Consider the following 23,532-nt stretch of genomic DNA (forward strand, 5'->3'; position numbering starts at 1 on the left):
TTCGACCTTGGTTGTTGGGGTGACCTGCCCCCGGTACCCCGTCGCCCGGTACGGCGGGGCTGTCCGTGAAGCGTCGACCCCCCGGCCTCGGGCCGGGACCCCTGGGTGGAGACCAAATGCAGCCAAGCGTGTCCCGTCCGCCGACCAGCCTGACCGGTCCCTGGTACCGGATCCAGGCGATCGCGGCGCCATCACGCAGTTCGTCGGCGGAATGGGACTTCGTCACCGTCCTGCCCGCGGTGCTCTCCGCGGCCCAGCGCAACCGGCCCTTCGTGGCGGGCTGGCTCTCCCGGGGCTCCGGTGCCCCGCTGGAGCTCATCACCAACGCCGGGCCGCTGACGCCGCCGCGCCCGCCCCGCCGGGCCGCCGTCGAGAGCGAGCAGGTCCCCACCGGTCCCGAGCCGCTGCTGTTCCCCAGCGGCGCACGCGGGGTGCGGATCGGCGACGAATGGCTCCGCGACCTGTCCGACCTGGCCTGGACCATCTGCCCGGGACGGCAGGCCCCGCCGCTCGGCGGCCGCCGCGAGCCGGACGCCGACGAGATCAAGCGGCCCACGCTCTTCGAGTCCACGCTGGTCACGCTCATGTCCCGGCCCTTCGCCTGGCTGGTCGTGGCCGAGCAGACCGACCTGCTGGACGCCGAGGTGGCGCACCTGCGGACCCAGCTCAACGTGCTGAGACAGTACGGCGACGCCTCCGAGCGCTCGCGCTACGACGCCGAGCGGGCCGAGCGGCGCATGCAGGAGCTGGACGCCTTCCGCGAGGCCGGGCTCTGGAGCGTGCGGGTGCTGGCCGGCGCCGCCGGCCCCGAGGAGCTGCGCCAGATCGCTCCCGTGCTGGTCGGTTCCGCCGAGATGAGCCACCATCCCTACCGCCTGCGCAGCGCGCTGTCCGGCCCGGTGTACGGCTTCGCCGACGCGCTCTCGGTGACCCTGCAGGACCCCGCCGACGGCACCGCCGCTCCGTTCGCGGCCACCGCCGGGGCGCTCGCCGCGCTCGCCGGGCTGCCCCGGCGGGAGGTGCCGGGGGTCCGGGTGCTCGACGCCGGCTTCTTCGACGTGACCAGCGAGGCGGACGTCACCCCCGGCGCCATGACCGTCGATCTCGGGTCGATCCTGGACGGCCAGGACAGGGCGGTCGGCTCGTTCAAGGTCCCGCTCGCCACCCTGAACCGGCACGCGTTCATCACCGGGGCCACCGGCTCGGGCAAGTCCCAGACCGTCAGGCACCTGCTGGAGCAGCTCACCGGCGCCGGCATCCCGTGGCTGGCCATCGAGCCGGCCAAGTCCGAGTACGCCGCGATGGGCGGCCGGGTCGAGCATCTGGCCCCGGTGACCGTGATCAACCCGTCGGCCCCGGACAGCGTGCCGTTCAGCGTCAACCCGCTCGCCCCGGAGCCCGGCTATCCGGTCCAGGCCCACATCGACATGGTGCGGGCGCTGTTCATGGCGGCCTTCGACGCCGAGGAGCCGTTCCCCCAGATCATGTCGCTCGCCCTGCAGCGGGTCTACGAGGCCAACGGCTGGGACGTGGTCACCGGCTGGGCGGCTCCCGGCGCGGCCGTGCGGCCCGCCGTACCGACTCTTGAGCAGTTGCAGCAGCACGCGATGGACGTGATCAAGGAGATCGGCTACGGCAGGGAGGTCCAGGCAGACGTCGAGGGTTTCATCTCGCTGCGGCTGCGGTCGCTGCGGGTCGGCTCGGCGGGCCGCTTCTTCGAGGGCGGTCACCCCGCCGACATCGGCGACCTGCTCCAGCGCAACGTGGTGTTCGCCATCGAGGACGTGGCCAACGACGAGGACAAGGCGTTCCTGATGGGCACGCTGATCATCCGGATCGTCGAGCACCTGCGGATGCGGGCCAGGAAGGAGCGGAGCAGCGGGCTCCGGCACGTCATCGTGATCGAGGAGGCGCACCGGCTGCTCCGCGACCGGGGCGCCGGACGGGCCAGCACGCACGCGGTCGAGCTGCTGGCGGGCATGCTCGCGGAGATCCGCGCGTACGGCGAGGGCATCGTGGTGGCCGAGCAGATCCCCACCAAGCTGGTCTCCGACGTCGTGAAGAACACCGCGCTGAAGGTCGTGCACCGGCTCCCGGCCGAGGACGACCGGCAGCTCGTCGGGGCCGCGATGAACCTGAGCGAGGAGCAGTCCAGGCAGGTCGTCTCGTTGCAGCCCGGGGTCGCGGCGATCTTCGCCGACGGGATGGACCGGCCGCTCCGGGTCCAGGTGCCGCTGGGGGAGGACCGCGAGCGGCTGATCCCCGGTCACATGCCGCCGATCTGCGGCCGCCGTTCGGCGGCGTGCGGCCAGGAGTGCAGGACGGGCCGGGCGTGCACGCTCGTCGAGCTCCGCGAGGCCGACCTGCTCGCCGACGCGCCCGAATGGGCCTGGCTGCGGATCTGGACCGACACCCTGGTGCTGGCCTTCTGCACCGACCGGCCGGTCCCGGGGGTGCCCCGGGTGCTGGCCGACCTCTGGGCCGAGCTCCCGCTGCGGCGGCGCGAGTGCCTGCTCGCCACGGCGGTGGAGCGCGGCGTGGGCCGCCGTGCGTGGTCGCTGCGGACCGTCAGCGACCCGCTGAAGCTGACCGAGCAGGTCGCCATGGCCGCGACCCGGTTGCTGGGACCCGACCGCGAGGTCGGCGAGCGGCCCGGTCCGGCCTGGGTCATCCCGCAGGTCCGCTGGCTGCACGAGGTGGACCGGGTGTTCCCCTACGGGCAGCCCGCGCCCAACCCGCGCGGTCCCGCGCCGGTCATGGAGTACGCGCTGTTCAGCCGGCCGGCCAACGGTGCCGAGCTGCTCGGCCACCGGGCCAAGGCGCTGCGCCATCACCCGCTCTCCATGGAGGTCGACCGCAACCGGGCGCTGGCCTGGCGCGTGATCCTCGGTGACGACGAGCGCGAGGGGGTGGAGCGGGACATCCTCATGGTGACGATCGGCGTCGACCCGGCCGAGCGGCTCCGGCACGTTGCTCAGACGATGGGCGCGGGATGGATGGAGAGTGTGCTGTCCTGGCCGCACCGGTTCGTGCTGCCGTTCGACGCGGCGTCACCGGAGACCGCCGAGCTCGCTTTCAGTGAGTAGTGGGAGGCCCGCGCCAGGAACCGGGGCTGTGGGGATTGCCCCGGCCGCCGGTGCACGGCCCGCGTCCCACCTGAGCCGGCGCGGGGCGTCGCCGGAGGGCGGCACCGGGCGTTGCCGGACGGTGCCAGCGCCCAACCACGGCTAGGATCTGCGGCATGAACGATTCGGCGAACCAGGTCCGGATCGCTGAGTCGTCCTGCGACAGGCGGCTAGGCGAGGAGACGGCATGACTCAGCTTCCGCTGCGGGCACAGCTCGCGAGTGCGCTCGGCCGGACGGCCGCCACCCTGTCCCGGGCGACCGGCCGAGGCGACGGATCGGTGATCGGTGGCCGGGTCGGCCTGGCGCTGGAGCCCGACCTGCTGCGCAAGCTCGCGCAGGACCGCAAACTGGCCCTGGTGAGCGCGACCAACGGCAAGACCACCACCACCCGCCTGATCACCTCCGCGCTGCAGGAGCTCGGCGACGTCGCCACCAACGCCTTCGGCGCCAACATGCCCGCCGGGCACGTCTCGGCGCTGTCGTCGGCCAAGCACGCCCCCTACGGCGTCCTGGAGGTCGACGAGAAATACCTGCCCGAGGTGATCAACACCACCGGCGCCGGTGTGATCGTCCTGATGAACCTCAGCCGCGACCAGATGGACCGGGCCGGCGAGATCTGGCTGCTGGCCCAGAAGTGGCGCCGGGCGCTCGCCGGAAAGAACACCCACGTCATCGCCAACGCCGACGATCCGCTGGTGGCCTGGGGCGCCTCCACGGCCGCCAGGGTCACCTGGGTGTCGGCCGGGCAGCCGTGGAAGGAAGACTCCTGGTGCTGCCCCGAGTGCGGCGGCCCGCTCGACCGCAAGGGCATGGAGTACACCCCGCCCGGCGGTCACGTCTCGGGCATGGTGACCTCCCGCACGGCCGAGAACGACTGGGCCTGCCGCGAGTGCACCTTCCGGCGGCCCGAGCCGTCCTGGTTCCTCGACGACGACGCGGTGATCGACCCGCGCGGGCAGCGCTGGGTGCTGGACATCCAGCTCCCCGGCCGGGCCAACCGGGCCAACGCCGTGGTCGCGCTGGCCACCGCCGAGACGTTCGGCCTGCCGGTCCAGCGCGCGCTGCCCCGCCTGCGCGAGGTCACCTCCGTCGCGGGCCGCTACACCACCGTGCAGCGCGACGGGCGGCACGCCCGGCTGCTGCTCGCCAAGAACCCGGCCGGCTGGCTGGAGGCGTTCGACGTGCTCGACCGCTCGCTGCCGGTGATCCTGTCGGTGAACGCCCAGGGCCCCGACGGCCGCGACACCTCCTGGCTGTGGGACGTCGACTACCGCGTCCTGCGCGGCAGGCCGGTCTACGTGGCCGGGGAGCGGCGGCTCGACCTCGCGCTCCGGCTGGACGTGGCGGGCGTGCCGTTCCAGCTGGCCGACTCCTTCGAGCAGGCGCTCGCCGCGCAACCGCCGGGCAAGGTCGACGTGATCGCCAACTACACCGCCTTCCAGCAGATTCGATCGGAGTTCGGTCGTGCAGTCTGACAGCGCCCTGCGACTCGTCTGGATCTATCCGGACCTGTTGAGCACCTACGGGGACCAGGGCAACGTCCTGGTCCTGGAGCAGCGCGCCCAGCGCCGCGGCATCCCGGTCGAGACCGTTCACGTGCGCTCGGCCGACCCGGTGCCCGAGGGCGGCGACATCTACCTGATCGGCGGCGGCGAGGACCGGCCGCAGATCCTGGCCGCCGAGCGGCTGCGCCGGGACGGCGGCCTGCACCGGGCCGTCGCGCGCGGCGCCGCCCTGCTGGCCGTCTGCGCGGGTTACCAGATCATGGGCACCACGTTCGGCGGCGAGGAGGGGCAGCCGGTCGTCGGCATCGGGCTGATCGACATCGCCAGCGGCCGCGGCGAGGGCCGCGCGGTCGGAGAGCTGGCCGGTGAGGCGGACCCGGCGCTCGGCATCCCGACGCTGACCGGCTTCGAGAACCACATGGGCGTCACCCGGCTGGGCGCCGGCGTCCGTCCGCTGGCCCGTACGGCGATCGGCACCGGCAACGGCGACGGCACCGAGGGCTGCCACATCGGCAGGATCGTCGGCACCTACCTGCACGGCCCCGCGCTCGCCCGCAACCCCGGCCTCGCCGACCTCCTGCTGGGCTGGGCGGTCGGCGCCCAGCTCCCGCCGATCGACGACACCTGGTTCGAACGGCTCCGCCAGGAGCGGCTGGCCGCGGTGCTGCCCCGCTGAGAGCGGACCGGCCGTCAGGGTCGCACCCCTTCCGGGAGCGCGGCCCTGGCAGCCGGCGGACGAGTGCCGGGCTCCGTCAGTAGACGAGCGCCTGGACCCCCTCGCCGAGGACCTCCTCGACGAAGGTGGGGGCGCCCGCGATGCGCACGCCCTCGATCACGTCGTCCACCTTGATGTCGCGCCGGGAGGCGCACTGCGTGCACAGCGTCACCCGGCCTGCCGCCAGCACCGCGTCGAGCAGGTCGCCGAGCTGGGCGGCGTGCGGCAGTGTGAACTCCTTCGCCCGTCCGGGAAGGGCGAACCATGATGACTCGCCGGTCAGCCAGAGGGAGACGGGAACCCCGCTCGCCAACGCCGCCGCGGCCACCGTGAACGCCTGGTTGCAGCGCTCGGGTGCGTCCTCGCCGGCGGTCACCTTGATCACCAGTGATCGTGCCATGCCTGAAGCCTATGCGGGTCCGTGTCCCGGGCGCGAGCCGTGCCGGGCCGGCTCTAGGCTCGGATTCATGGACGTTCCCGAACTGCATCCCGACCTTGAGCCGATCGCCTTCCTCGTGGGCCGGTGGGAAGGTGCCGGGGTGGGTGGATACCCGACGATCGAGAGCTTCAACTTCGGCCAGGAGATCGTCTTCGGTCACAACGGCAAGCCCTTTCTGACCTACACCAGTCGCACCTGGCTGCTCGACGAGGCGGGCGCCAAGGTCCGCCCGCTGGGCACCGAGACCGGTTTCTGGCGCCAGTTGCCCGACCGCCAGTTGGAGGTGTGCCTGTCGCATCCGACCGGCATCGTGGAGATCTACCTCGGCGAGGTGGTCTTCAACAAGATCGAGCTACGGACCGACGTGGTCGCGCGCACCGGGACCGCCAAGGAGTACACCGCCGGTCACCGCCTCTACGGCCTGGTCAACGGCAACCTGATGTGGGCCTACGACATGGCGGCGGTGGGACAGCAGCTCCAGTCGCACATCTCCGCCGAGCTCAAGAAGGTGGCCGACTTCGTGCCCGAGGTCGACTAGCTACGATCTGGGGCATGAATTCCCCTTTCACCCCCGAAGTAGTCAACGCCATCAAACGTCATATGAACGACGACCACGGTGATGACGCGCTACTGATCTGCAAGGGCCTCGGCGGGCAGCCCGAGGCCACCGGCGCGACGACGACGGGGGTGGACGCGGAGGCGATCGAGTTCGCCGCGGTGGTGGGCGGTCAGGACGTCGTGGTCCGGGTCCCGTGGGGCACCACGCTGACCGAGCGCGCCCAGGTGCGCACGGAAGTGGTCCGCCTCTACCAGGAGGCCTGCGCCGCCCTCGGCGTCCCCGCCCGCGGCGAGCACTGACCGCCCGCGGCGGGGCCTCCGGAACCGGAGGAGATCGCGGGAGGGGCCTTGGCGGATAAAGGGGCCTCGGAAAGGGAGGGGCCCGGAAAAAGGGAAGAACCCCGGGCCTGCTCCTCCTGCCGTGCAGGAGGGCCAGATGGACCAAAGGCGGGATAAGGGTTAACCCGTCTTCTGGCAGCCCGGGGTTCCGGTGATTGTCGTGGATTCGCCGAACGTCGCCAGACGTCCGGACAGAGTCCGGAGCGACGGCGTCCTAGCGGACAGCCACCTCGCTAGCCCAACTATGATCAACCATTGTTCGGACCACCTCCTTTCGGCGTGCCCCGAGACTACGTTCCCAGCTCGGACCGGGCAAATGATTTTCCGCCCCATCCGGCGACCTCGCCCCGGGCCCCATTGAGACCCTGCTCAGAGGGCCGATGGGAACAGAAGCGGTACAGCGCCGGGACGCTCTTGCCGTCTAGTGGCCCAAGATCGGCGCATCCCCTGGCAGCATCTGGGGAGCGCCGGACGCCGGTTCGAATCCGGTCGAGAGCACCACACCCTCGCCGCCCACGGGCGGCGAGGGTTTCTTTTCCGTCTCATGCCCGCATTCGCCCTCGTGGATCGTTCCCACCCGTTGAAGCTCAAGGGATGTACACCTCGTAGTAGAAGCCCGCCGGATAAGGGCCACCCCCGCGGAACCAGTGACAGTAGGCGAGCCCGGTGTATTGACCGTTCTGCGCAGCGTCATCGTAGGCGAGGTCGCAGGCGGCCAGGGTCTGGTAGGGGCCCTGCAAGTACCAGTCCGGTGTCGGCCAGGTCCCGGCGGCCACGGCCGCGCTGGTCTGGGTGGCGGCGAAGGCGGGGGTACTGGCGAGGACACTGGCGCCCAGCGCCACGGCGAGTACAGCGGAATGCAATCGGCGGATCTTCATTGTGGGTGACTCCTCGCATTCGGGAAGGAGAACACCTTCAGATGAGCGCCGGCTACCGGGCTTGAGGAGATACCGGTTCTCCATATTTCGGCCATGATGGCACTTTTATATTTCGGCCATGATGGGGGTGATGTGTCGCCTGTGAGACGGCTGCCCTGGGCTACTGGTTGGCCGGTGAGCGTGGATCCGTTGGGGCTCCAGGGGGCAGCTGGTGCGGTACTCCAGCCATGCCCGGCCGACCTCTGCTGCGTGGGCGCGCGAGGCGCGGATGCGCTCGGGCCCGTTGCGGGCCACGTACTCCCGGAACAGCGACCACACGGCCGCGAGGTCGGTGACCGCGGTCTCAGGGGCGGCCTTCCACGCGGGCGCCTGCTCGGTGGGTGCCTCGGCCTGCTCCGGCGTGTGGTCGGGGAGGATCAGCCGCGGGATCAGGAGAGCGGTCTCCACCCGGGCGGCGCCCTGGCTGGCGAGCCCTCAGTCGATGAGCCGCACCCCGCGGTCGCTGACGAGCAGGTTGCCTTCGTGTAGGTGTGCTGGGCCAGCAGCCACGCGGCATGCGCGCCTGTCTCGCCGACCATGTCCTTGCCTGGCCACCCGCGTTCGGCGATCACCTTTTTGAGGAATGCGGTGTTGCCAATGTCGACGGCATCCCACTCCTCTGCCAATTCCCGAGATAGGGGCTCACCGGCCGGCGCCCGTGATGATGACCTCGCTCACGACTGCAGCCCCTCAAACCATCTGACGATGACGGTGTTCACGGTGCCTCCTCGTAGTAGGCGGTGCGGCCGTCCACCCAGGCCAGCATGGCGTGTCCGGCGATCCTTTCCCTGTCGATTCCCTCGACTGGTATTCCGGCCATTGAGTGTCCTGCCGGTTCGTCCTTTAAGGCAGGAGTAGGCGGGGCATATTGTCCGACCGGTCAGTGCCGCTGTCCCAGAGGCGAACAGGACCGCCCCCGTCGTTTAGGGGCTGGAGCTGGTCGAACACTGAGTTGCCGATGCGGTCTGCGGCGACCTTCTTGTGCTGAGGTCACGCTGAGCGACGCCTTACGTCCTTAAATGATCTTTACTTTTACTTCGACCTTGTGTAAAGATCACCCGGTTTGCTACAAACGTTCGAGAAAGGTCGGAGTGAACACGCAGAAATCGATGTCCGGTGTGTTAGCCCGCAGCTACCGCCGTACCTCTCTAATAGCCGCCCTCGGGCTATCAGCCTCCCTGCTGGCCGCACTACCCGCCGCTGCCGCCCCCACCTCTACACTCTCCACTCCCAAGACAGCCGCACCAACCGCCCCCCCTCCAGTGAACGCTGCACAGCAGGAGGCCAAGGAGCAGAACAAACGCGTCGAGATCGAGTCGTTGCGCTCGGAGAGCGCGACCTACTTCGCCAACCCCGACGGCAAGACTCTCACCACCGAGTTCTACACCGACCCCATCCGCTTCAAGCGGGACGGCGTCTGGCAGCCGGTCGACACCACGCTGGTGGCCGACAACGGCACCATCAAGCCGCGCGCCACCAAAGCCGGTCTCACGCTCTCACCTGGTGGTGGCACCGACCTGCTCACCGCGGCGAGCCAGCGTGACGGGTCGACGATCAAGATCTCCGCTCCCCAGAAGCTGCCCGCGCCGAAGCTGTCGGGCAACAGGGCCGAGTACGCCAACGCCTATGGTCCCGGCGTCGACCTCGCCGTCATCGCGACGCCGACGGGATTCCGGCAAGAAGTGATCATCAGGGAAAGACCGGTCAACCCGCTGCAACTCTCGGTCCCCGTCCAGTTGCCCGCCGGCCTTTCCTTCGGCGAGACCTCCTCGGGAAAGCTGGCCCTGCATGACAGCGATGCCAAGACCAAACGCCGCGCAACCGAGATCCCGGCCCCGCTGCTGACGGACGCCGACGCAAATCTCAGCGTTGGCGAGGAGGGGCGAGTCGGCAAGGTGGCTGCCGCGGTGGAGAAGACCGCGGCAGGGCAGGCGCTCGTGTACAAACCCGACGTGAGCTTCCTCGCCGACCCGGCCGTCACCTACCCGCTCAGCCTCGTCGTCGCCAGCACCGACTGGATGCAGCTGTCAAACGCCAATGACACGTTCATCAACAACTCCGCCTACCAGAACGGCTACGCCAACAGCGGCGCCTACCATCTGCAGGCCGGTAAGACCAACGAAGGAACTGTACGCTGGCGCACCTATATCCGCTTCGACGACATCACTGAGGACTCCCCCCTGCGCGGCGGGCGGGTGACCAACGCCGACCTTATTCTCTGGAACATCGACTCCAACGACTGCGGTGAGGTCGTCGGCTCTGGCATCACGGCGCGTAGGATCACGCAGCGTTGGGACGTCTCTACGCTGACGTGGAGCAACCAGCCGACGGTGACCAGCGATGGCGCCGACACCGAAAACGGTGCGTATAAGCCGGGATGCAGCCGCGGCTACATGAACTATGAGCATGACCTGATCCACTACGTGAACCCGATCGTTCAAGACTGGGCCGATGGCGAGCCCAACTACGGATTCCAGCTCACCGCCGGCAACGAATCGGACTACACCAACTGGCGCGCGTACCGCTCGAAGGAGTACATCTCCAGCGGCGACGCCCACGGCCCCAAACTCGTCATCGGTTACGAGCCAGCGCCGCAGCAAGTGGAGGAACACACCTTCATCTCGCGCGAACCGATCGATCTGGAAAACATGACCAATACCGAGGCGGCCCAGCTGGTCACTCAGGTATCCCCGGTCAAGCCCGATATTCCGGCCACGACCATCGAGGAGGCGGCGGCAGTCCGGACCCAGGCAGCAGACCCCTTCGAGGTTCTACCGGAGGGCTCGCTGCCGCTCGACGGTGAAAACCCGGAGGAAGAGGATCCCAGCCCCGACGAACCACCGAGGGTGGATCAGCATGGGCCAGACGCGAACGCCACCGGTGTCACCCCAACCATGCCGATCGAGGTCCTGTTCAACGAGCGGGTAACTGACGCGCAGATCACCCTGAAGGACGAGTCGGGCGCAGTGATCAACGGGACGCTTCCGGCAAGCGCTGACACCAGGCTGGTGACCTTCACATCGGCGCAGCCGCTTGCGCCGACCACCGTTCATACGGTGGAGGTGACCGGTGCCACCGACATCGCCGGAAACACCATGTCGCCGTACTTCTGGTCGTTCACCACGGGCGAGCCGGACGCCACCCCGCCTTCCGTCACCGGCACCGCCCCGGCCGACGCGACGACTAACGTTCCTGTAGGCACCAGCGTCACGGCGACGTTCAACGAGCGGGTCTCCGGCGTCCAACTCCTGCTCAAGGACGCGGCCGGCACACAGGTCCCCGGCCAGATGACGATGGACGCCGCCCAGACCACCGCCGTCCTCGTCCCCGCCTCACCCCTCACAGCGAACGTCGTCTACACAGCGGAGGTAAGCGAAGCCAGGGACACCTCGGGAAACCGGATGCCCGCACCGCACACCTGGTCATTCACCATTGGCGATGAACCTGCCCCGACCCCTACCCCGACGCCAACGCCGACTGTTTGTGCGGAGCCTGCATGGGCACCTGCTGAGGAGTATTACTACGACGCCAAGGTGTCTTGGAAGGGGCACGTGTGGCAGCTCACTCACGAATGGGCTGAACCCGGCGAGGAGCCCGGAGTGTATGCGGGCTGGAAGGACTTGGGAGCCTGTGGCGGCGGCTCAACCCCTACCCCGACGCCAACGCCGACTGTTTGTGCGGAGCCTGCATGGGCACCTGCTGAGGAGTATTACTACGACGCCAAGGTGTCTTGGAAGGGGCACGTGTGGCAGCTCACTCACGAATGGGCTGAACCCGGCGAGGAGCCCGGAGTGTATGCGGGCTGGAAGGACTTGGGAGCCTGCGGCGGCGGCTCAACCCCAACGCCAACGCCAACCCGGACCTACGACCCGCTGTGCGCTCGCAGCCCGAAATGGACCCGAGGCACCACCTACAGCGAAGGCACCTATGTCACGCACAACGACTATGTGTGGGCAGCACTGAAGCTCGGAACCGGGGAGACACGAGGTGAACCGGGGGCGGACTCCAAGGGCTGGGAATCTCGCGGATACTGCTGGAGCACTGTTGCAGGCGAGCGCCCCTCGGACATCCTCGCCAAGACGCGGAACCAGGCAAAAGAGCAGGCCGACTCCGGAAAGGCGAAGGTCACAACCGCCGCGCCTCAGGACGCGCAGGCTCAGTTCGCTCCGCCGGACTTTCCCTACGACCCGATCAACTTCGCCCAGTGCTGGGAAAAGATAAACCTGGCCAGCAAGCCGGGGGGTTATACGAAAAACTCATTCAACTGGTGCGGCTCCTGGTACATGAGCCAGTCACGGGAGAAAGGCGGGAAGATCGGGATAGTCGAGGTCGAGGCCACCACAGGTTACATGCAGTGGCGGTTCAGCTACGCTATCCGCACTGTAGTGGGCAACAAGGTAAGCAAGAGGAAGGGCATGACCCAGGCCCAACTGGACGCGGCGAAGGCGAAGGCTGAGGTCGGGGCCAGGAACGTCGAGGTCTGGGCGTTCATCGACAAGGTGACGCCCAGCCGTAGAATGCCTGACTCTGACGGCATGTTCAAAAAGTCAAAACTCGCCATCGACTTCGAGGTGAAGAGTGACCCCGGCGGCGCCTGCAAGCCGCTGGCAGGCCATGACAACTCGGCGCAAAGCCGAACCTTTGAGCAGTGGGATACAAACCCCCAGCACCACTTCCGCTTCACCTCGGATAAATTGTCGTCCAAGGGCGTCAATCGCGTGGCGACCTGCACACTCATTCCCCGCCTCTACTACGATGGTGAACTCGTGGGCGAGGACGATGAATATATCTACAACAAGCCCCATGAGAAGGTCGCGCTCCAGAAGAGTTTCCGCTGCGACACCTCGGACCTCAACCTCATGCACTACGGGGGGTGCATATTCGATAACGTCACCCCGACGTTGGGGCTGAGCACGGCCGACAAGTTGGTGTACAAGGGCAAGACCATCACCAACAATATCAAGGATCACGCGGCGCATATCAAGAAGGCGATGACCTCTGGCAAGAAGATTCCTGGCAGCCCGGACCGGATCATCCAGAATCCGCTCAGCCCGACACCGCTCACTAGGTCATGGCCGGGAAACCACGCCGGCGACACCGAGTACGAGAACAGGAAGGTCGTACAAGCTGCATGCGATCATGCCTACGGTGCAGACTACTTCCAAAGAACGAAGAAGCAATGTGACGAGTACCCCTTCGCCAACACGCTGGAGGGTGCGGCGAATGATACATTCGACTACTCGATCGAGTTGATCCCGGTGACACCGAACACCGCAGCAGGAGCGACACAGAGCAATTTCTGGCAGCGATATCGGGTCCTCCCCGGAGACACCTTCTACGTGAAGATCTACAGCGGCCAGCCTCCCCAGTAGAGGTCGGCGCGTGACCGGCGGGCGCTTTCTGCTTCTGCGAGCGCCCGCCGGCTCCGTCTTCTGCTGGACAATGGAGCATGCTGCAGAATGACTTCGCTCATTACGGTGAGCTTGTCTCGGCCTGGTTCGCCGAGGACTCCACCTGCCTGACCTGGTCGGATCTGCCGGACTTCGACGCGGTGGCGCGAGCATTCGGCGCTGATCCCGGCTTGGGGGAGGCCATGAACGTCGAAGACGCCCAGATCGAGCAGCACAGCGCCGACATCCCCGGCGTGCTGCCCGTGCTGATCGTAGGCGTGGTCGGCCGGTGGACCCTTGTGGTTGAGCCCAACGGAGCCGAAGGGTCCAGGCCGGAGGTCCTCCGAGCGCTCGCGGCGGAGGGCCGGGCGGTGAGCGTCCTGCTCAACGGTCCCGGCATCGACCTGCTGTCCTACGTTGCAACTGGCGCACCGGCCATCACCTGCGATCTGGGCACCGAGCCCGGCGAGAAACTCGCCGCCCTGCCTGTGGCGGACGCGGCATCGATCATGGCCGCGGCCGGAGACGACGACCGCCTGGCCCGCCAGGCCGCCGCTTTGGTCCTCGTTGAGCGCATCACGGGCGAGCGCCTCACCGAAGAGTGGCTCCTGGACACCGGCCATGTCCGCCTGCTCGTCACGTCCCCGCTCCCTGATGACATCATCCCCGAGCAGTACCGCGACCACCCGATACTGCGAGACCCGGAGATCAGCGCGGTCGTGCGCGATCCGTCCCCGGCGACGATTCCGCAGATCCGCTACCTGCTGGTCCGGTTGGTCGTTCAAGGCTCCGATCTGGACCATCCTTCGGTGGAGGAGGCCCTGGCCATTCTCTCCGGCGACGGCGATAGCACCGATGCCGTGGGCCGGCGGATCCAGGCACGCCGCCGCGTTGGGGCGCTCCGCGATGACCTGCGGCACAGCCCTCACCCGCAGGACGCTTCTCGCCTGCACGCGGCGGAGGTGGTCCTGCATGGGTTAGAAAGTGATCTCGCGGAATCCTCGCGCAAGGTTGCTGAGCATGCCTATATGGGATACCTCGCCGACGCTCAGAAGGCCGCCGTCGTCATCCTGGGTAATTGCCTGCACCGGATCCTTGATTGACCTGGAGCAGCCGGTCCACCACGCTACGAAACACGAACGCCCTCACCGCAGGTGAGGGCGTTCGGCACGTTGGACGGCTACTGCTCGGCGTGCTCTTCCTCGGCGGCCTTGGCGGAGCTGCTCCAGCCGTGGTGCGAGGGTGGCCATGATGCGGTCATGGAGCCACTCCGGCGGCTCATCGGCCGGCGGATCCTCGGGGAGGTCTGTGGTCATGCCGCCCATGTTCGCCGAGCGGGGTGATCGTGCGCAGGCGGGGGTGGCAACACCCTCACCACATAGGCCGCCGATACGGAGACCCCGGCCTCAGAAGGCGGCGATGGTGGCCGGGGCGCGCTCGGCGCGGCTGAGCGCCCGGAGGACGTCGATTGGGCCGTGGCGGCGCACGGCCAGGCGGGCCAGTAGGCCGATCACCGTATTGACGGCGCCAGGCGGGAGCGTGGGTGCCGCCATGCCCACGCTGACCGCCAGGTCGTCGGAGTGGACGGCGAGCTCCATCATCCGGGTGATCAGCATGTCGTCGAGCACCAGTGACCACGGTCCCCACAGCGAGATGCGCACCGGCCGGTTCGTCGCCGAGACGAGGGAGCCGTCCAGTTCTCCGAGGGCCAGATCCACGCGCGCCACCAGCGCCGCGTGTCCTTCGGCCGAGATCTCCTGGCCGCCTCGCCGGATACGGACGTTGATGTCGTCGTCGAGGTCCGCGCCGATCCAGCGCACCCGGCTGTAGTGCTCCAGCAGGGCGACGGTCTCCTCCTGCGGCACCGGGCTGGTCAAAAGCTGTGGGATGACCAGGATCTGGTAGGCCAGATGCCCCGCCAGAGCGGCCACACTGAACTCCGGCAGTGCGCTCGGCCGGCTCCAAGCGGCGGCGACCGCCGAATCGCGCAGCAGATCCGCAGCCGAGCGGGCAGTGGACAGGAAGTCGGCTCTGGTGTCGGTCATTTCCCTACTCCTTCCAGTGAATTCCAGCTGTGCGAGCCAGACGGCATCCGCCGTCGGCAACGGTTGCGGACAGCAGGGTACGGCCCAGCGGCCGGACGGGGCGGGCGAGCCGTACCCCTGTCAGAGGGCTGAGGTTTCGTTCTTCTCTGCCAGCAACTCCTCCTGGCGGCGGGCCCATGCCATCCCCGCTCGGCACGCCTGCACGTACGCCAGATCCTCAGGCGTCGGCACCGGAACCTGCGTGTCGCCGCGCGCCGCGAGTTCCTGGCACGCCTCGATGTTGTCCAGAGTGTCACCCCAGTCGCTGCGGAGGTGCCACAGTGCCTCCAGCAGCTCTTCGGTGGTGGCCCAGCCGGGATCGTCGGCGGGCAGGTCCATGCTGAGCTTCGCCATAGCTCTCACCTGCTCGTGGAGGTTCAGTGGGCTGGTGAGCGCGGTCTGGGTGGGGACGTCCTCGCCTATGGCTACGCGGGGGCGGCCCCGCTCGTCCAGCAGGTATTGCCCTTGCTGTGTCCATCCGCTGGGCAGGGTGGTTTCCCATTGGCCGCTGGGTTCGCGGGTCGGGGTGAGTCCGAGTTCGGGCAGGATGTGCTCCTGGCCGGGCCTGGGGGGTGGCATCGGTACACGCATGAGGTCTCTTCCTAGGGGTGAGGATCAGTGGGCGTCCTGACCTACCGGTGGGGACGAAGTGAGCGTACGGCGGGCCGGTGACAGGCCGCCGGGTCGAGGGGCGCAAGATCACTGGGACGTGCGGATAATCCGAGCTGTCGGCCAGTCGGCGGGTGGCCACAAACGTTCGACTGCGGACAGGTGGACACCGGCGGCACCTGAGGACGCTTGGGGGCACTTCGGTGGATTACGCGCGTACGGCTGAGCGTGGGATGCACGCGCGAAAGTTTTTAGCCTTGAGCTGTGCGACAGATTTCGGTCCGGCAAATGAATATTCGCCGGACCATGTCCCGCAGGTGGGAGCGGCTCCGCGAGGTTCGTCCGCGAGCAGGACCCCCATCACGGCGGGATGCTCTTAGACTCTGGACATGACCGAGACGTCGTGGCATGAGCAACTGCGGGCGCGCGGTTACCGGGTCACCCCGCAACGCCAGTTGGTGCTTGAGGCGGTCAAGGCCGCGGAGCATGCCACTCCCGAGGAGATCTGCGCCCGGGTGCGGGAGACCGCCCGCGGGGTGAACATCTCGACCGTCTACCGGACCCTCGAACTGCTCGAGGAGCTCGGCATGGTCACCCACACCCACCTCGGGCACGGCGCCCCCACCTACCACCTGGCCGCCGACTCCGACCACGTGCACCTGGTCTGCCACGAATGCGGGGAGATCGACGAGGCCCGTCCGGAGGTGGTGCGGGACTTCGTCGCCAAGCTCGACGAGGAGCTCGGCTTCGCCATCGACGTGCACCATCTGACCGTCTTCGGCCGCTGCCGTAACTGCCGCTGAGGCCTCGTAGGCTTGGACCCATGCGAAGCCCTCTGCTGGACACTCCCGGCGCGGTCGCGGCCGAGACCCCTGACGCCGACGTCGCCGGACACTACGGCGACCCGTTCGCCGAGCAGCGTGCCTTCCTCGCCGGCGAGGCGATGGTCGACCGCAGCAACCGCGAGGTCGTCCGGGTCTCCGGGCCCGACCGGCTGAGCTGGCTCAACAGCCTGAGCTCGCAGAAACTCGACGACCTGAAACCCGGCCAGGCCACCCAGACGCTGCTGCTGGACGCCCAGGGCAGGGTGGAGCACCATCTCACGCTCGTCGACGACGGCGAGGCCGTGTGGGCCCATGTGGAGCCGGGCACGGCGGCCGAGCTCGTCGCGTTCCTGGACAAGATGCGGTTCATGCTCCGGGTCGAGGTCGCCGACGTGACGGCCGACTACGCGGTGGTCTCCGTGGCCGACGCCGCGCGGCTCACTCCGCCCGCCGGGGCCGTTCCCGTCGGCGACGACGTGCTGCTCCCGCGTGAGCTGCTCGCCGACCGGCTCGGCGGCCTGAAGCTCGCCGGGCTCTGGGCCTACGAGGCGCTGCGGATCGAGAGCCACCGTCCCCGGCTGGGCTTCGATACCGATCACAAGACGATCCCGCACGAGGTGGGCTGGATCGGCGCCGCCCTCCATCTGAGCAAGGGCTGCTACAAGGGCCAGGAGACCGTGGCCCGGGTGCACAACCTCGGCCACCCCCCGCGCCGTCTGGTCTTCCTGCACCTGGACGGCAGCGTGGACACCTTGCCGAAGCACGGGGCCCCCGTGGTCCACGACGAGGTGGAGGTCGGCTTCGTCGGCAGCTCCGCCCGGCACCACGAGCTCGGCCCGATCGCGCTGGCCGTGGTCAAGCGGACCGTGCCGGTGGACGCCACGCTGCAGGCCGAGGGGGTGGCGGCGACCCAGGAGGTCATCGTGCCGCCGGACGCCGGACGCAACGTCTCCATCGACCCGGCCCTGCGCCGCCGCATCCGCTGAGCCCACGCCGCCCGCGCCGCCGCACCGGATGACTGTACGGCGGCGCGGGCGCGATCAGCCTCCGGACGGCGCCGTAGCGCGGCGAGGAGGCGTCGTCCACCGTGAAGGTGGGCGGTGACGCTGTCAGATCTCCAGGATCAAGGTGATCGGGCCGTCGTTGGTCAGGCCGACCTTCATGTCGGCCCCGAACACCCCGGTCTCCACGTGGGCCCCCAGGCCGCGCAGCTCGGTGCAGACGGCCTCCACCAGCGGCTCGGCGACCGGTCCGGGAGCCGCGGCCTGCCAGGTGGGGCGGCGGCCCTTGCGCGCGTCGCCGTACAGGGTGAACTGGCTGACCACGAGCAGCGGCGCGCCGATGTCGGAGCAGGACTTCTCGCCGGACAGGATCCGCAGGCCCCAGAGCTTGGCGGCGAGCCTGGCCGCCTCCGCCGGGGTGTCGGTGTGGGTCACCCCCACCAGCACCAGCAGTCCGGGCTCGTCGATCGCCCCGACCGTCGTACCGTCCACCGTCACAGAAGCGGAACTCACCCGCTGAACAACCGCACGCATGCCCCCCATCATCCCGTGATCCCCGGCCTCCCTAGAATCCTGGCGAAAGGAGACAAAGGTGTCTGCTGAGTCGTTGGTTGTCGAAGTCGTCCGTTCGGGGTTCGTGGAATCCACACATCGGGCGCGGATGCTGGCCGTCGGTGCCGACGGTTCCCCGGTGAGGGTGCACGGGGCGGTGGACGCGCTGGTCTCCCCCCGTTCGTCGATGAAGCCGCTGCAGGCGCTCGGCATGGTGCGCGCCGGGCTCGCCCTGGAGGGGGAGCTGCTCGCGCTGTCGTGCGCCAGCCACGCGGGTGAGCCGTTCCACGTCGAGGGGGCCCGGAAGATCCTCTCCGGAGCGGGGCTGGACGAGGGCGCGCTGCGCTGCCCGGAGGACCTGCCCGAGGACGTCGTCTCCCGGGACGAGGTGCTGCGGTCGGGGGGCGGGCGGGCCAGGATCTACATGAACTGCTCGGGCAAGCACGCGGCGATGCTCGCCACCTGCGTGCTCAACGACTGGCCGCTGGAGACCTACCTCGATCCGGCGCATCCGCTGCAGCGGGCGATCCGTCACACGGTCGAGGAGCTGACCGGTGAGCGGGTCGCGGCCACGGGGGTGGACGGCTGCGGCGCCCCGCTGTTCTTCGTGTCGATGGTGGGCGTGACCCGCGCGTTCCGCTCTCTCGTCCAGGCCGAGCCCGGCACCCCCGAACGCCGCGTCGCCGACGCCTTCCGCGCCCACCCCGAGTGGACGTCCGGCACGAACCGGCCCGAGGCCCGGCTGATGCGCGCGATCCCGGGGCTGATGGTCAAGGCGGGTGCCGAGGCGTTCGACGCCTTCGCCTCCGCCGACGGCCGCGCCGGAACCGTCAAGATCGAGGACGGCGGTCAGCGGGCCCGGGTCCCGGTCACCGTCGCGGCGCTGCGTGCCCTCGGCCTGGAGGCTGACGGGCTCGACGAGCTCGCGACCGGCGTCCTGCTCGGCGGTGGCCGCCCCGTCGGAGAGATCCGCCTGCGTTAGCGGACGGCGAGATGGGGGCGTTGGAAGGCGCGGCGGTAGTCGGTGGGGGTCACGCCGATGTTCAGGGCGAAGTGGCGGCGTAGGTTGGCCGCGGTGCCCAGGCCGCTGCGCTCGCTGACCTGCTCGACGGACAGGTCGGTCGACTCCAGCAGGGACTGCGCACGGGCCAGCCGCTGGCCGAGGAGCCACTGCAGCGGGGTGGTGCCCGTCACGGCCTGGACCTGGCGGAAGAAGGTGCGCGGGCTCATGCCGGCGCGACGGGCCAGGTCGTCGACCGACAGTGGCCGGTCGAGGTGCTCGACGGCCCACTGGAGCATGGGGCCGAGGCTGTCATCATCGGTGACGGGGACGGACAGGTCGATGAACTGCGCCTGCCCCCCGGACCGGTGGGCGGGGATCACCATGCGCCGGGCGAGCTGGTTGGCGACGTGCGCGCCCAGGTCGCGGCGGACCAGGTGCAGGCACAGGTCCAGCCCGGCGGTCATGCCGGCGCTGGTGAGCACGTCGCCGTCGTCGACGTACAGCACCGAGTCGTCCACCCGCACCTTGGGATAGCGCCTGGCCAGGTCGTCGGTGTGCATCCAGTGCGCGGTGGCTCGGCGGCCGTCGAGGATCCCGGCCTCGGCGAGCGCGAAGGCGCCGGTGCACAGGGACACCATGCGCGCTCCGGCGTCGGCCGCCCGGCGCAGCGCTCCGACCAGCTCCGGCGCGACGGGCTCTCCCTCGGTGACGACGGCCTCCGGCACCGAGGGGACGATCACCGTGTCGGCCTCGACCAGGCTCTCCAGGTTATGGGAGGTCCGCAGGGAGAACCCGCGGCCGGGCGGCGCGGTCTCCGCCTGGGGGGAGCACAGCCACAGGTCGTACCACGTGTCGGCCAGGTCGGGCTGCGGCTGGCCGAACACCGAGCAGGCGATGCTCAGTTCGTACAGGTCCCACAGCTGCATGTCGGTGTCGCCGACCACCGCGACGGCGACGGATCCAGGATTCATGGCAGGAGCCTACGGCAGGAATTTTGCGAAGGTAGTCACTCCTGCCACTGTCCGGCCTTTCCGGCAGCTGCGAGCGTATTCGCCAGACAGCGGAAACGAACGGGAGCACCATATGCGCGACACCGATGTGACGGTCCTCGGCCTGGGCCTGATGGGACAGGCACTGGCCGGAGCGTTCCTGAAGGACGGCCACGCCACCACGGTCTGGAACCGCTCGGAGGGGAAGGCCGGGCGGCTCGCCGAGCAGGGTGCCGTCCTCGCGTCCTCCGCTCGCGACGCGGCCGAGGCGAGCCCGCTGGTCGTCGTCTGCGTGTCGGACCACGCGGCCGTGCGGGCGGTTCTCGACCCGCTGGGCGACGTCCTGGCGGGCCGCGTCCTGGTGAACCTGACCTCGGGCACCTCCGATCAGGCCCGCGCGACCGCCGAGTGGGCCGCGGAGCGGGGGATCACCTACCTTGACGGTGCGATCATGGCCATCCCCCAGGTCGTGGGTACGGCTGACGCCTTCCTGCTCTACAGCGGGCCGGAAGCCGCGTACGAGGCGCACGAGCCGACGCTGAGGAGCCTGGGCGCGGGGACGACCTACCTGGGAGCCGACCACGGCCTGTCCTCCCTGTACGACGTGGCGCTGCTGGGCATCATGTGGGGGACGCTCAACAGCTTCCTGCACGGCGCCGCCCTGCTCGGCACAGCCAAGGTGGAGGCCACGACGTTCGCCCCCTTCGCCAACAGGTGGATCGCGGCCGTGACCGGCTTCGTGTCCGCCTACGCCGACCAGGTCGACCAGGGCGCCTACCCCGCTCTGGACGCCACCATCGACACGCATGTGGCCACGGTCGACCACCTCATCCACGAGAGTGAGGCCGCCGGCGTCAACACCGAACTGCCCAGGCTCGTCAGGACCCTGGCCGACCGCGCGCTGGCCGACGGGCAGGGCGGCCTGGGGTACGCGGCCATGATCGAGCAGTTCCGCAGGCCCTCCGCCTGAGCCGGGCGCGGTCCGCCTGGACGGGGGAGCCCGCGTCTGAGCAGGGGGCAAGGTCCGTCTGGGCGGGAGCAAGATCCGCCTGGGCGGGACGCGCTCTAGTAGGACTTTGTTAGTTCGAGATTGTTTGGCATCATTCTCGGTTGACTCCGGCTGAGTTGGCTGATGTACGAGGTCGTCTTGAGGATTTCGCGGGCGAGATGTCTACCTCGTTCGCCCGTCGGGAGCAGCGCTCCAACGGCGGGTTGTACCTGCGGGGGCTGATGCTGGACGGCCGGCGCAAGTCGATGGTGCCGACGGCCGAGCGGCTTCAGGTGGATCATCAGCGGCTGCAGCAGTTCATCACGTCCTCGACTTGGGATTATGTGGCGGTGCGGCGGCGCCTGGCGCAGCGGGCGATCGCGGTGGTGGCGCCCGAGGCGTGGGTGCTGGACGACACCGGGCACGTCAAGGACGGGGACGCCTCCCCTCATGATCATGTGACTCGTGTGAGGCCCTTGATCCAGGTCATGGAGACGGGGAGGTGGAGGCCGGCTTGGTAGCTTTCGGGGGTCTTGTCGTAGCGAGTAGCGATGCCGCGTCAGGCTTTTAGCTTGTTGATCAGGCGCCCGGCGGTGTTCCTTGCCTTGTAGAGCTCGGCGTTGCGACTGAGGGGCCGACCGCCTTGGCGGCCCTCCTTGCGGTTGGCGGCCTGGCCCTTCTTCTCCGGGATGACTTTGTGCTCGACGCCCTTCAGCGCACCGAGGGTCAGCCACACGAGTTCTCGGACGTTGGCGGTGTGCTGCGCGTCAGCTATGGCCACGACGTCGGGGGTGGGCCAAATGCGCGACGACCGGCCCTCACAGCCAGAGTGGCGATGGCAGCGTTGGCGCCACCACCAATCACAGCGCCGATACCGAACGGTGCCACTCGACCGAGAACGATGATTCCCTGCTTGGTCCCGTACTTCGTGACGAAGTTCCTCCCCAAGATCCTGTTGATCTGACGCAACGTCTCGACAGGCACCTTGGCGACAACCTGACGTCCCCAGTGTTGCCCCGTACGCTCGGCGACGCCGGCAATGGTGGCGGAGCCGGTCCCGCCGAGCATGATTCCCAGCACGATCGTTCGGCGGCGCTCGATCTCGTCGATGGGGACTCCGTGGACTTCGGCGATCGAGAGCGCGAAGAGGGTGCTCAGCTCAAGAGATGAGAGAGCCTCGCCTGCCGACAGCGCCAGTGCGACTCCCGTGCCGACGCCGGGCGCGGCTGCAGCTCCTCCAACTGCAGCACCTGTCCCGGTCGAGGCGCTGACGTACATCCGCTCCAGATTGCGGATTACCTGTGCTGGTGTCGCCTCTGGGTTTCGCTGGCGGGCCCGGGCGATGTTCTTGCGCACCAGTGGGCTCTGGATGCCGATTGCCTTATCCAGGAGGTCGAGGACTCGCTGCCCACGTACGGCTGCTGCCGGAACCGGTCCGTCGAGGGCACCTGTTGCCATGCCTTGAACTCCTTAGGCCGTCACGTCCTAACCGAATCTCCCATTCGACCAGCCGAGCGGACCTTGCGTCAGACGAACCAGGCAGCCGATCGCAAGAAGAAGGGCCGCCAAGGCGGCTGGCTCGTCAGTCACGACGCCGAGCTCTACAAGGCAAGGAACACCGTCGAGCGTCTGATCAACAAGCTGAAGGCGTGGCGCGGCATCGCCACTCGCTACGACAAGGCCCCTGCCAGCTACCACGCCGGCCTCCACCTTCGAGCCTCAATGATCTGGATCAAGGACCTCACTCGAACCACTCCTTGATCACGACTCGATACGCGGCCTAGTGGGCTCCGGCGGCGCGGAGCAGGGCGGCGACCTCGGTCTGGCCCTTGGCGACGGCGTGCCCGAGCGGGGTGACGCCGTCGCGGTCGGCGAGGTCGACGTCGGCGCCCGCCGCGATGAGCAGGCCGACGATCTCCTGGTGGGGGACGCCGCCGTCGCCGAGGATGACCGCCTCCAGCAGGCCGGTCCAGCCGAGGTCGTTGACGTGGTCGACCTTGATGCCGGTCTTGAGGACCTCGCGGACGTAGTCCACGTGCCCGCGCTCGCAGGCCGGGATGAGGGAGACGCCTCCGTACCGGTTGCGCGCGGTCAGGTCGGGGGCGGCCGGCAGGAGGGTCCTGAGCATCGCCACGCTGCCGGTGACGCCGGTGACCAGCCAGGGAGTGTCGCGCTGGAAGTCCGGCGCGTCCGGGTCGGCGCCGGCCGTGACCAGTACCTCGGCCGCCTCGACGTGATCGGCCGCCGACGCGAGCAGCAGGGCCGTACGGCGCTGCCCGTCGCGGGCCTCGACGTCGGCCCCGGCCTGGAGCGCGTCCCGGACCGCGGCGGCGTCCCCGCGCGCGGCGGCGGTCAGGAGTCGTTCGTTGAGCATGCTCGATCCTTTCATCCCGGGACCGCCGCACGCCGCGAGCAGCAGGCCCAGCCCGGTGAGCAGGAAGGCTCGCCGTCTCATCGTCCGTCCGTCTCCGCCGGGCCTTTGCAGGCCGGGT

General features: G+C 68.9%; 20 protein-coding genes, 1 tRNA gene and 3 pseudogenes. 14 read left to right on the top strand and 10 right to left on the bottom strand.

The annotated features are described in order from the left end of the window. Positions 1 to 116 precede the first annotated feature (116 nt). From BM085_RS27555 to BM085_RS27565, 3 genes are all read left to right on the top strand, one after another. The gene (locus tag BM085_RS27555; RefSeq protein ID WP_093889801.1) at positions 117 to 3,086 is read left to right on the top strand and encodes an ATP-binding protein; all 2,970 of its coding nucleotides are present in this window, start codon (positions 117 to 119) and stop codon (positions 3,084 to 3,086) included. Positions 3,087 to 3,312: 226 nt separating this feature from the next. Further along, a complete protein-coding gene (locus BM085_RS27560) occupies positions 3,313 to 4,602 on the top strand; it encodes a MurT ligase domain-containing protein (protein WP_093889802.1) in 1,290 nt (429 codons plus the stop codon). Continuing rightward, positions 4,592 to 5,308, top strand: coding sequence for a type 1 glutamine amidotransferase (locus BM085_RS27565; RefSeq protein ID WP_093889803.1), 717 nt, complete (start codon positions 4,592 to 4,594; stop codon positions 5,306 to 5,308). The genes BM085_RS27560 and BM085_RS27565 overlap by 11 nt, the downstream gene beginning before the upstream one ends. A 76-nt stretch (positions 5,309 to 5,384) precedes the next feature. On the opposite strand, the gene BM085_RS27570 is transcribed toward BM085_RS27565, so the two are convergent. Further along, entirely contained in the window at positions 5,385 to 5,747 is a 363-nt protein-coding gene (locus BM085_RS27570) for a DsrE family protein (RefSeq protein ID WP_086575956.1), read from the bottom strand. 67 nt (positions 5,748 to 5,814) lie between these two features. Between BM085_RS27570 and BM085_RS27575 the strand changes: the two genes are divergently transcribed. The 3 genes from BM085_RS27575 (at position 5,815) to BM085_RS44675 (ending at position 7,184) form a co-directional block, all read left to right on the top strand. After that, the gene (locus BM085_RS27575; RefSeq protein ID WP_093889804.1) at positions 5,815 to 6,324 is read left to right on the top strand and encodes a heme-binding beta-barrel domain-containing protein; all 510 of its coding nucleotides are present in this window, start codon (positions 5,815 to 5,817) and stop codon (positions 6,322 to 6,324) included. Between the two features lie 14 nt (positions 6,325 to 6,338). Continuing rightward, positions 6,339 to 6,644, top strand: a complete 306-nt coding sequence (locus BM085_RS27580; RefSeq protein WP_093889805.1) for a DUF2470 domain-containing protein — start codon at positions 6,339 to 6,341, stop codon at positions 6,642 to 6,644. Positions 6,645 to 7,093: 449 nt separating this feature from the next. Further along, positions 7,094 to 7,184, top strand: a tRNA-OTHER gene (locus tag BM085_RS44675). Positions 7,185 to 7,270: 86 nt separating this feature from the next. Here the strand turns inward: BM085_RS44675 and BM085_RS27585 are convergent. Together BM085_RS27585 and BM085_RS27590 are read right to left on the bottom strand one after the other, a co-directional pair. Beyond that, complete coding sequence (locus BM085_RS27585; RefSeq protein WP_143121094.1) at positions 7,271 to 7,546, bottom strand: hypothetical protein; 276 nt, start codon at positions 7,544 to 7,546, stop codon at positions 7,271 to 7,273. 120 nt (positions 7,547 to 7,666) lie between these two features. Next, entirely contained in the window at positions 7,667 to 8,008 is a 342-nt protein-coding gene (locus BM085_RS27590; RefSeq protein WP_093889807.1) for a hypothetical protein, read from the bottom strand. Positions 8,009 to 8,862: 854 nt separating this feature from the next. On the opposite strand from BM085_RS27590, the gene BM085_RS27595 reads away from it, so the two are divergent. Continuing rightward, on the top strand, positions 8,863 to 12,972 hold the full coding sequence (locus BM085_RS27595; RefSeq protein ID WP_143121095.1) for an Ig-like domain-containing protein: 4,110 nt from the start codon (positions 8,863 to 8,865) through the stop codon (positions 12,970 to 12,972). Between the two features lie 77 nt (positions 12,973 to 13,049). Further along, on the top strand, positions 13,050 to 14,093 hold the full coding sequence (locus BM085_RS27600) for a DUF6461 domain-containing protein (RefSeq protein ID WP_093889809.1): 1,044 nt from the start codon (positions 13,050 to 13,052) through the stop codon (positions 14,091 to 14,093). A gap of 303 nt (positions 14,094 to 14,396) precedes the next feature. Here the strand turns inward: BM085_RS27600 and BM085_RS27610 are convergent, their stop codons facing one another. After that, on the bottom strand, positions 14,397 to 15,035 hold the full coding sequence (locus tag BM085_RS27610; protein ID WP_093889811.1) for a maleylpyruvate isomerase N-terminal domain-containing protein: 639 nt from the start codon (positions 15,033 to 15,035) through the stop codon (positions 14,397 to 14,399). A gap of 120 nt (positions 15,036 to 15,155) precedes the next feature. Then, positions 15,156 to 15,665 (bottom strand): hypothetical protein, encoded by a 510-nt coding sequence (locus BM085_RS27615; RefSeq protein ID WP_218158844.1) that lies wholly within the window; start codon positions 15,663 to 15,665, stop codon positions 15,156 to 15,158. A 407-nt stretch (positions 15,666 to 16,072) separates the two neighbouring features. On the opposite strand from BM085_RS27615, the gene BM085_RS27620 reads away from it, so the two are divergent. Both BM085_RS27620 and ygfZ read left to right on the top strand, forming a co-directional pair. Continuing rightward, on the top strand, positions 16,073 to 16,486 hold the full coding sequence (locus BM085_RS27620; protein ID WP_093889813.1) for a Fur family transcriptional regulator: 414 nt from the start codon (positions 16,073 to 16,075) through the stop codon (positions 16,484 to 16,486). Positions 16,487 to 16,506: 20 nt separating this feature from the next. Further along, positions 16,507 to 17,493 (top strand): CAF17-like 4Fe-4S cluster assembly/insertion protein YgfZ, encoded by a 987-nt coding sequence (gene ygfZ, locus BM085_RS27625; RefSeq protein ID WP_093889814.1) that lies wholly within the window; start codon positions 16,507 to 16,509, stop codon positions 17,491 to 17,493. A gap of 123 nt (positions 17,494 to 17,616) precedes the next feature. Here ygfZ and dtd read toward each other — a convergent pair whose 3' ends face one another. Beyond that, positions 17,617 to 18,042 carry a D-aminoacyl-tRNA deacylase gene (gene dtd, locus BM085_RS27630; protein ID WP_093889815.1) on the bottom strand — a complete coding sequence of 142 codons (426 nt, stop codon included), beginning with the start codon at positions 18,040 to 18,042 and terminating at the stop codon, positions 17,617 to 17,619. A 58-nt stretch (positions 18,043 to 18,100) separates the two neighbouring features. On the opposite strand from dtd, the gene BM085_RS27635 reads away from it, so the two are divergent. Beyond that, positions 18,101 to 19,042 (top strand): asparaginase, encoded by a 942-nt coding sequence (locus BM085_RS27635; protein WP_093889816.1) that lies wholly within the window; start codon positions 18,101 to 18,103, stop codon positions 19,040 to 19,042. Here BM085_RS27635 and BM085_RS27640 read toward each other — a convergent pair. Then, entirely contained in the window at positions 19,039 to 20,034 is a 996-nt protein-coding gene (locus tag BM085_RS27640) for a GlxA family transcriptional regulator (RefSeq protein ID WP_093889817.1), read from the bottom strand. The two genes, BM085_RS27635 and BM085_RS27640, sit on opposite strands and share 4 nt — an antisense overlap. Before the next feature lie 112 nt (positions 20,035 to 20,146). Here BM085_RS27640 and BM085_RS27645 point away from each other — a divergent pair, with 112 nt between their 5' ends. Then, positions 20,147 to 21,022, top strand: coding sequence for an NAD(P)-dependent oxidoreductase (locus BM085_RS27645; RefSeq protein WP_093889818.1), 876 nt, complete (start codon positions 20,147 to 20,149; stop codon positions 21,020 to 21,022). Positions 21,023 to 21,162: 140 nt separating this feature from the next. Then, positions 21,163 to 21,489 (top strand): annotated as a pseudogene (locus BM085_RS46945) (transposase); the annotation flags it as partial. A 5-nt stretch (positions 21,490 to 21,494) separates the two neighbouring features. On the opposite strand, the pseudogene BM085_RS27655 reads toward BM085_RS46945, so the two are convergent. Beyond that, positions 21,495 to 21,734, bottom strand: a pseudogene (locus BM085_RS27655) (IS5/IS1182 family transposase); the annotation flags it as partial. A 77-nt stretch (positions 21,735 to 21,811) separates the two neighbouring features. Next, positions 21,812 to 22,498 carry a hypothetical protein gene (locus BM085_RS27660; protein WP_093889820.1) on the bottom strand — a complete coding sequence of 229 codons (687 nt, stop codon included), beginning with the start codon at positions 22,496 to 22,498 and terminating at the stop codon, positions 21,812 to 21,814. Between the two features lie 75 nt (positions 22,499 to 22,573). Between BM085_RS27660 and BM085_RS27665 the strand changes: the two are divergent. Next, positions 22,574 to 22,801: pseudogene (locus BM085_RS27665) on the top strand (IS5/IS1182 family transposase); the annotation flags it as partial. A 19-nt stretch (positions 22,802 to 22,820) separates the two neighbouring features. On the opposite strand, the gene BM085_RS27670 reads toward BM085_RS27665, so the two are convergent. After that, positions 22,821 to 23,495 (bottom strand): ankyrin repeat domain-containing protein, encoded by a 675-nt coding sequence (locus BM085_RS27670; RefSeq protein ID WP_218158845.1) that lies wholly within the window; start codon positions 23,493 to 23,495, stop codon positions 22,821 to 22,823. Positions 23,496 to 23,532 lie beyond the last annotated feature (37 nt).

It is taken from the genome of Streptosporangium canum, assembly GCF_900113865.1.
Classification (GTDB): domain Bacteria; phylum Actinomycetota; class Actinomycetes; order Streptosporangiales; family Streptosporangiaceae; genus Streptosporangium; species Streptosporangium canum.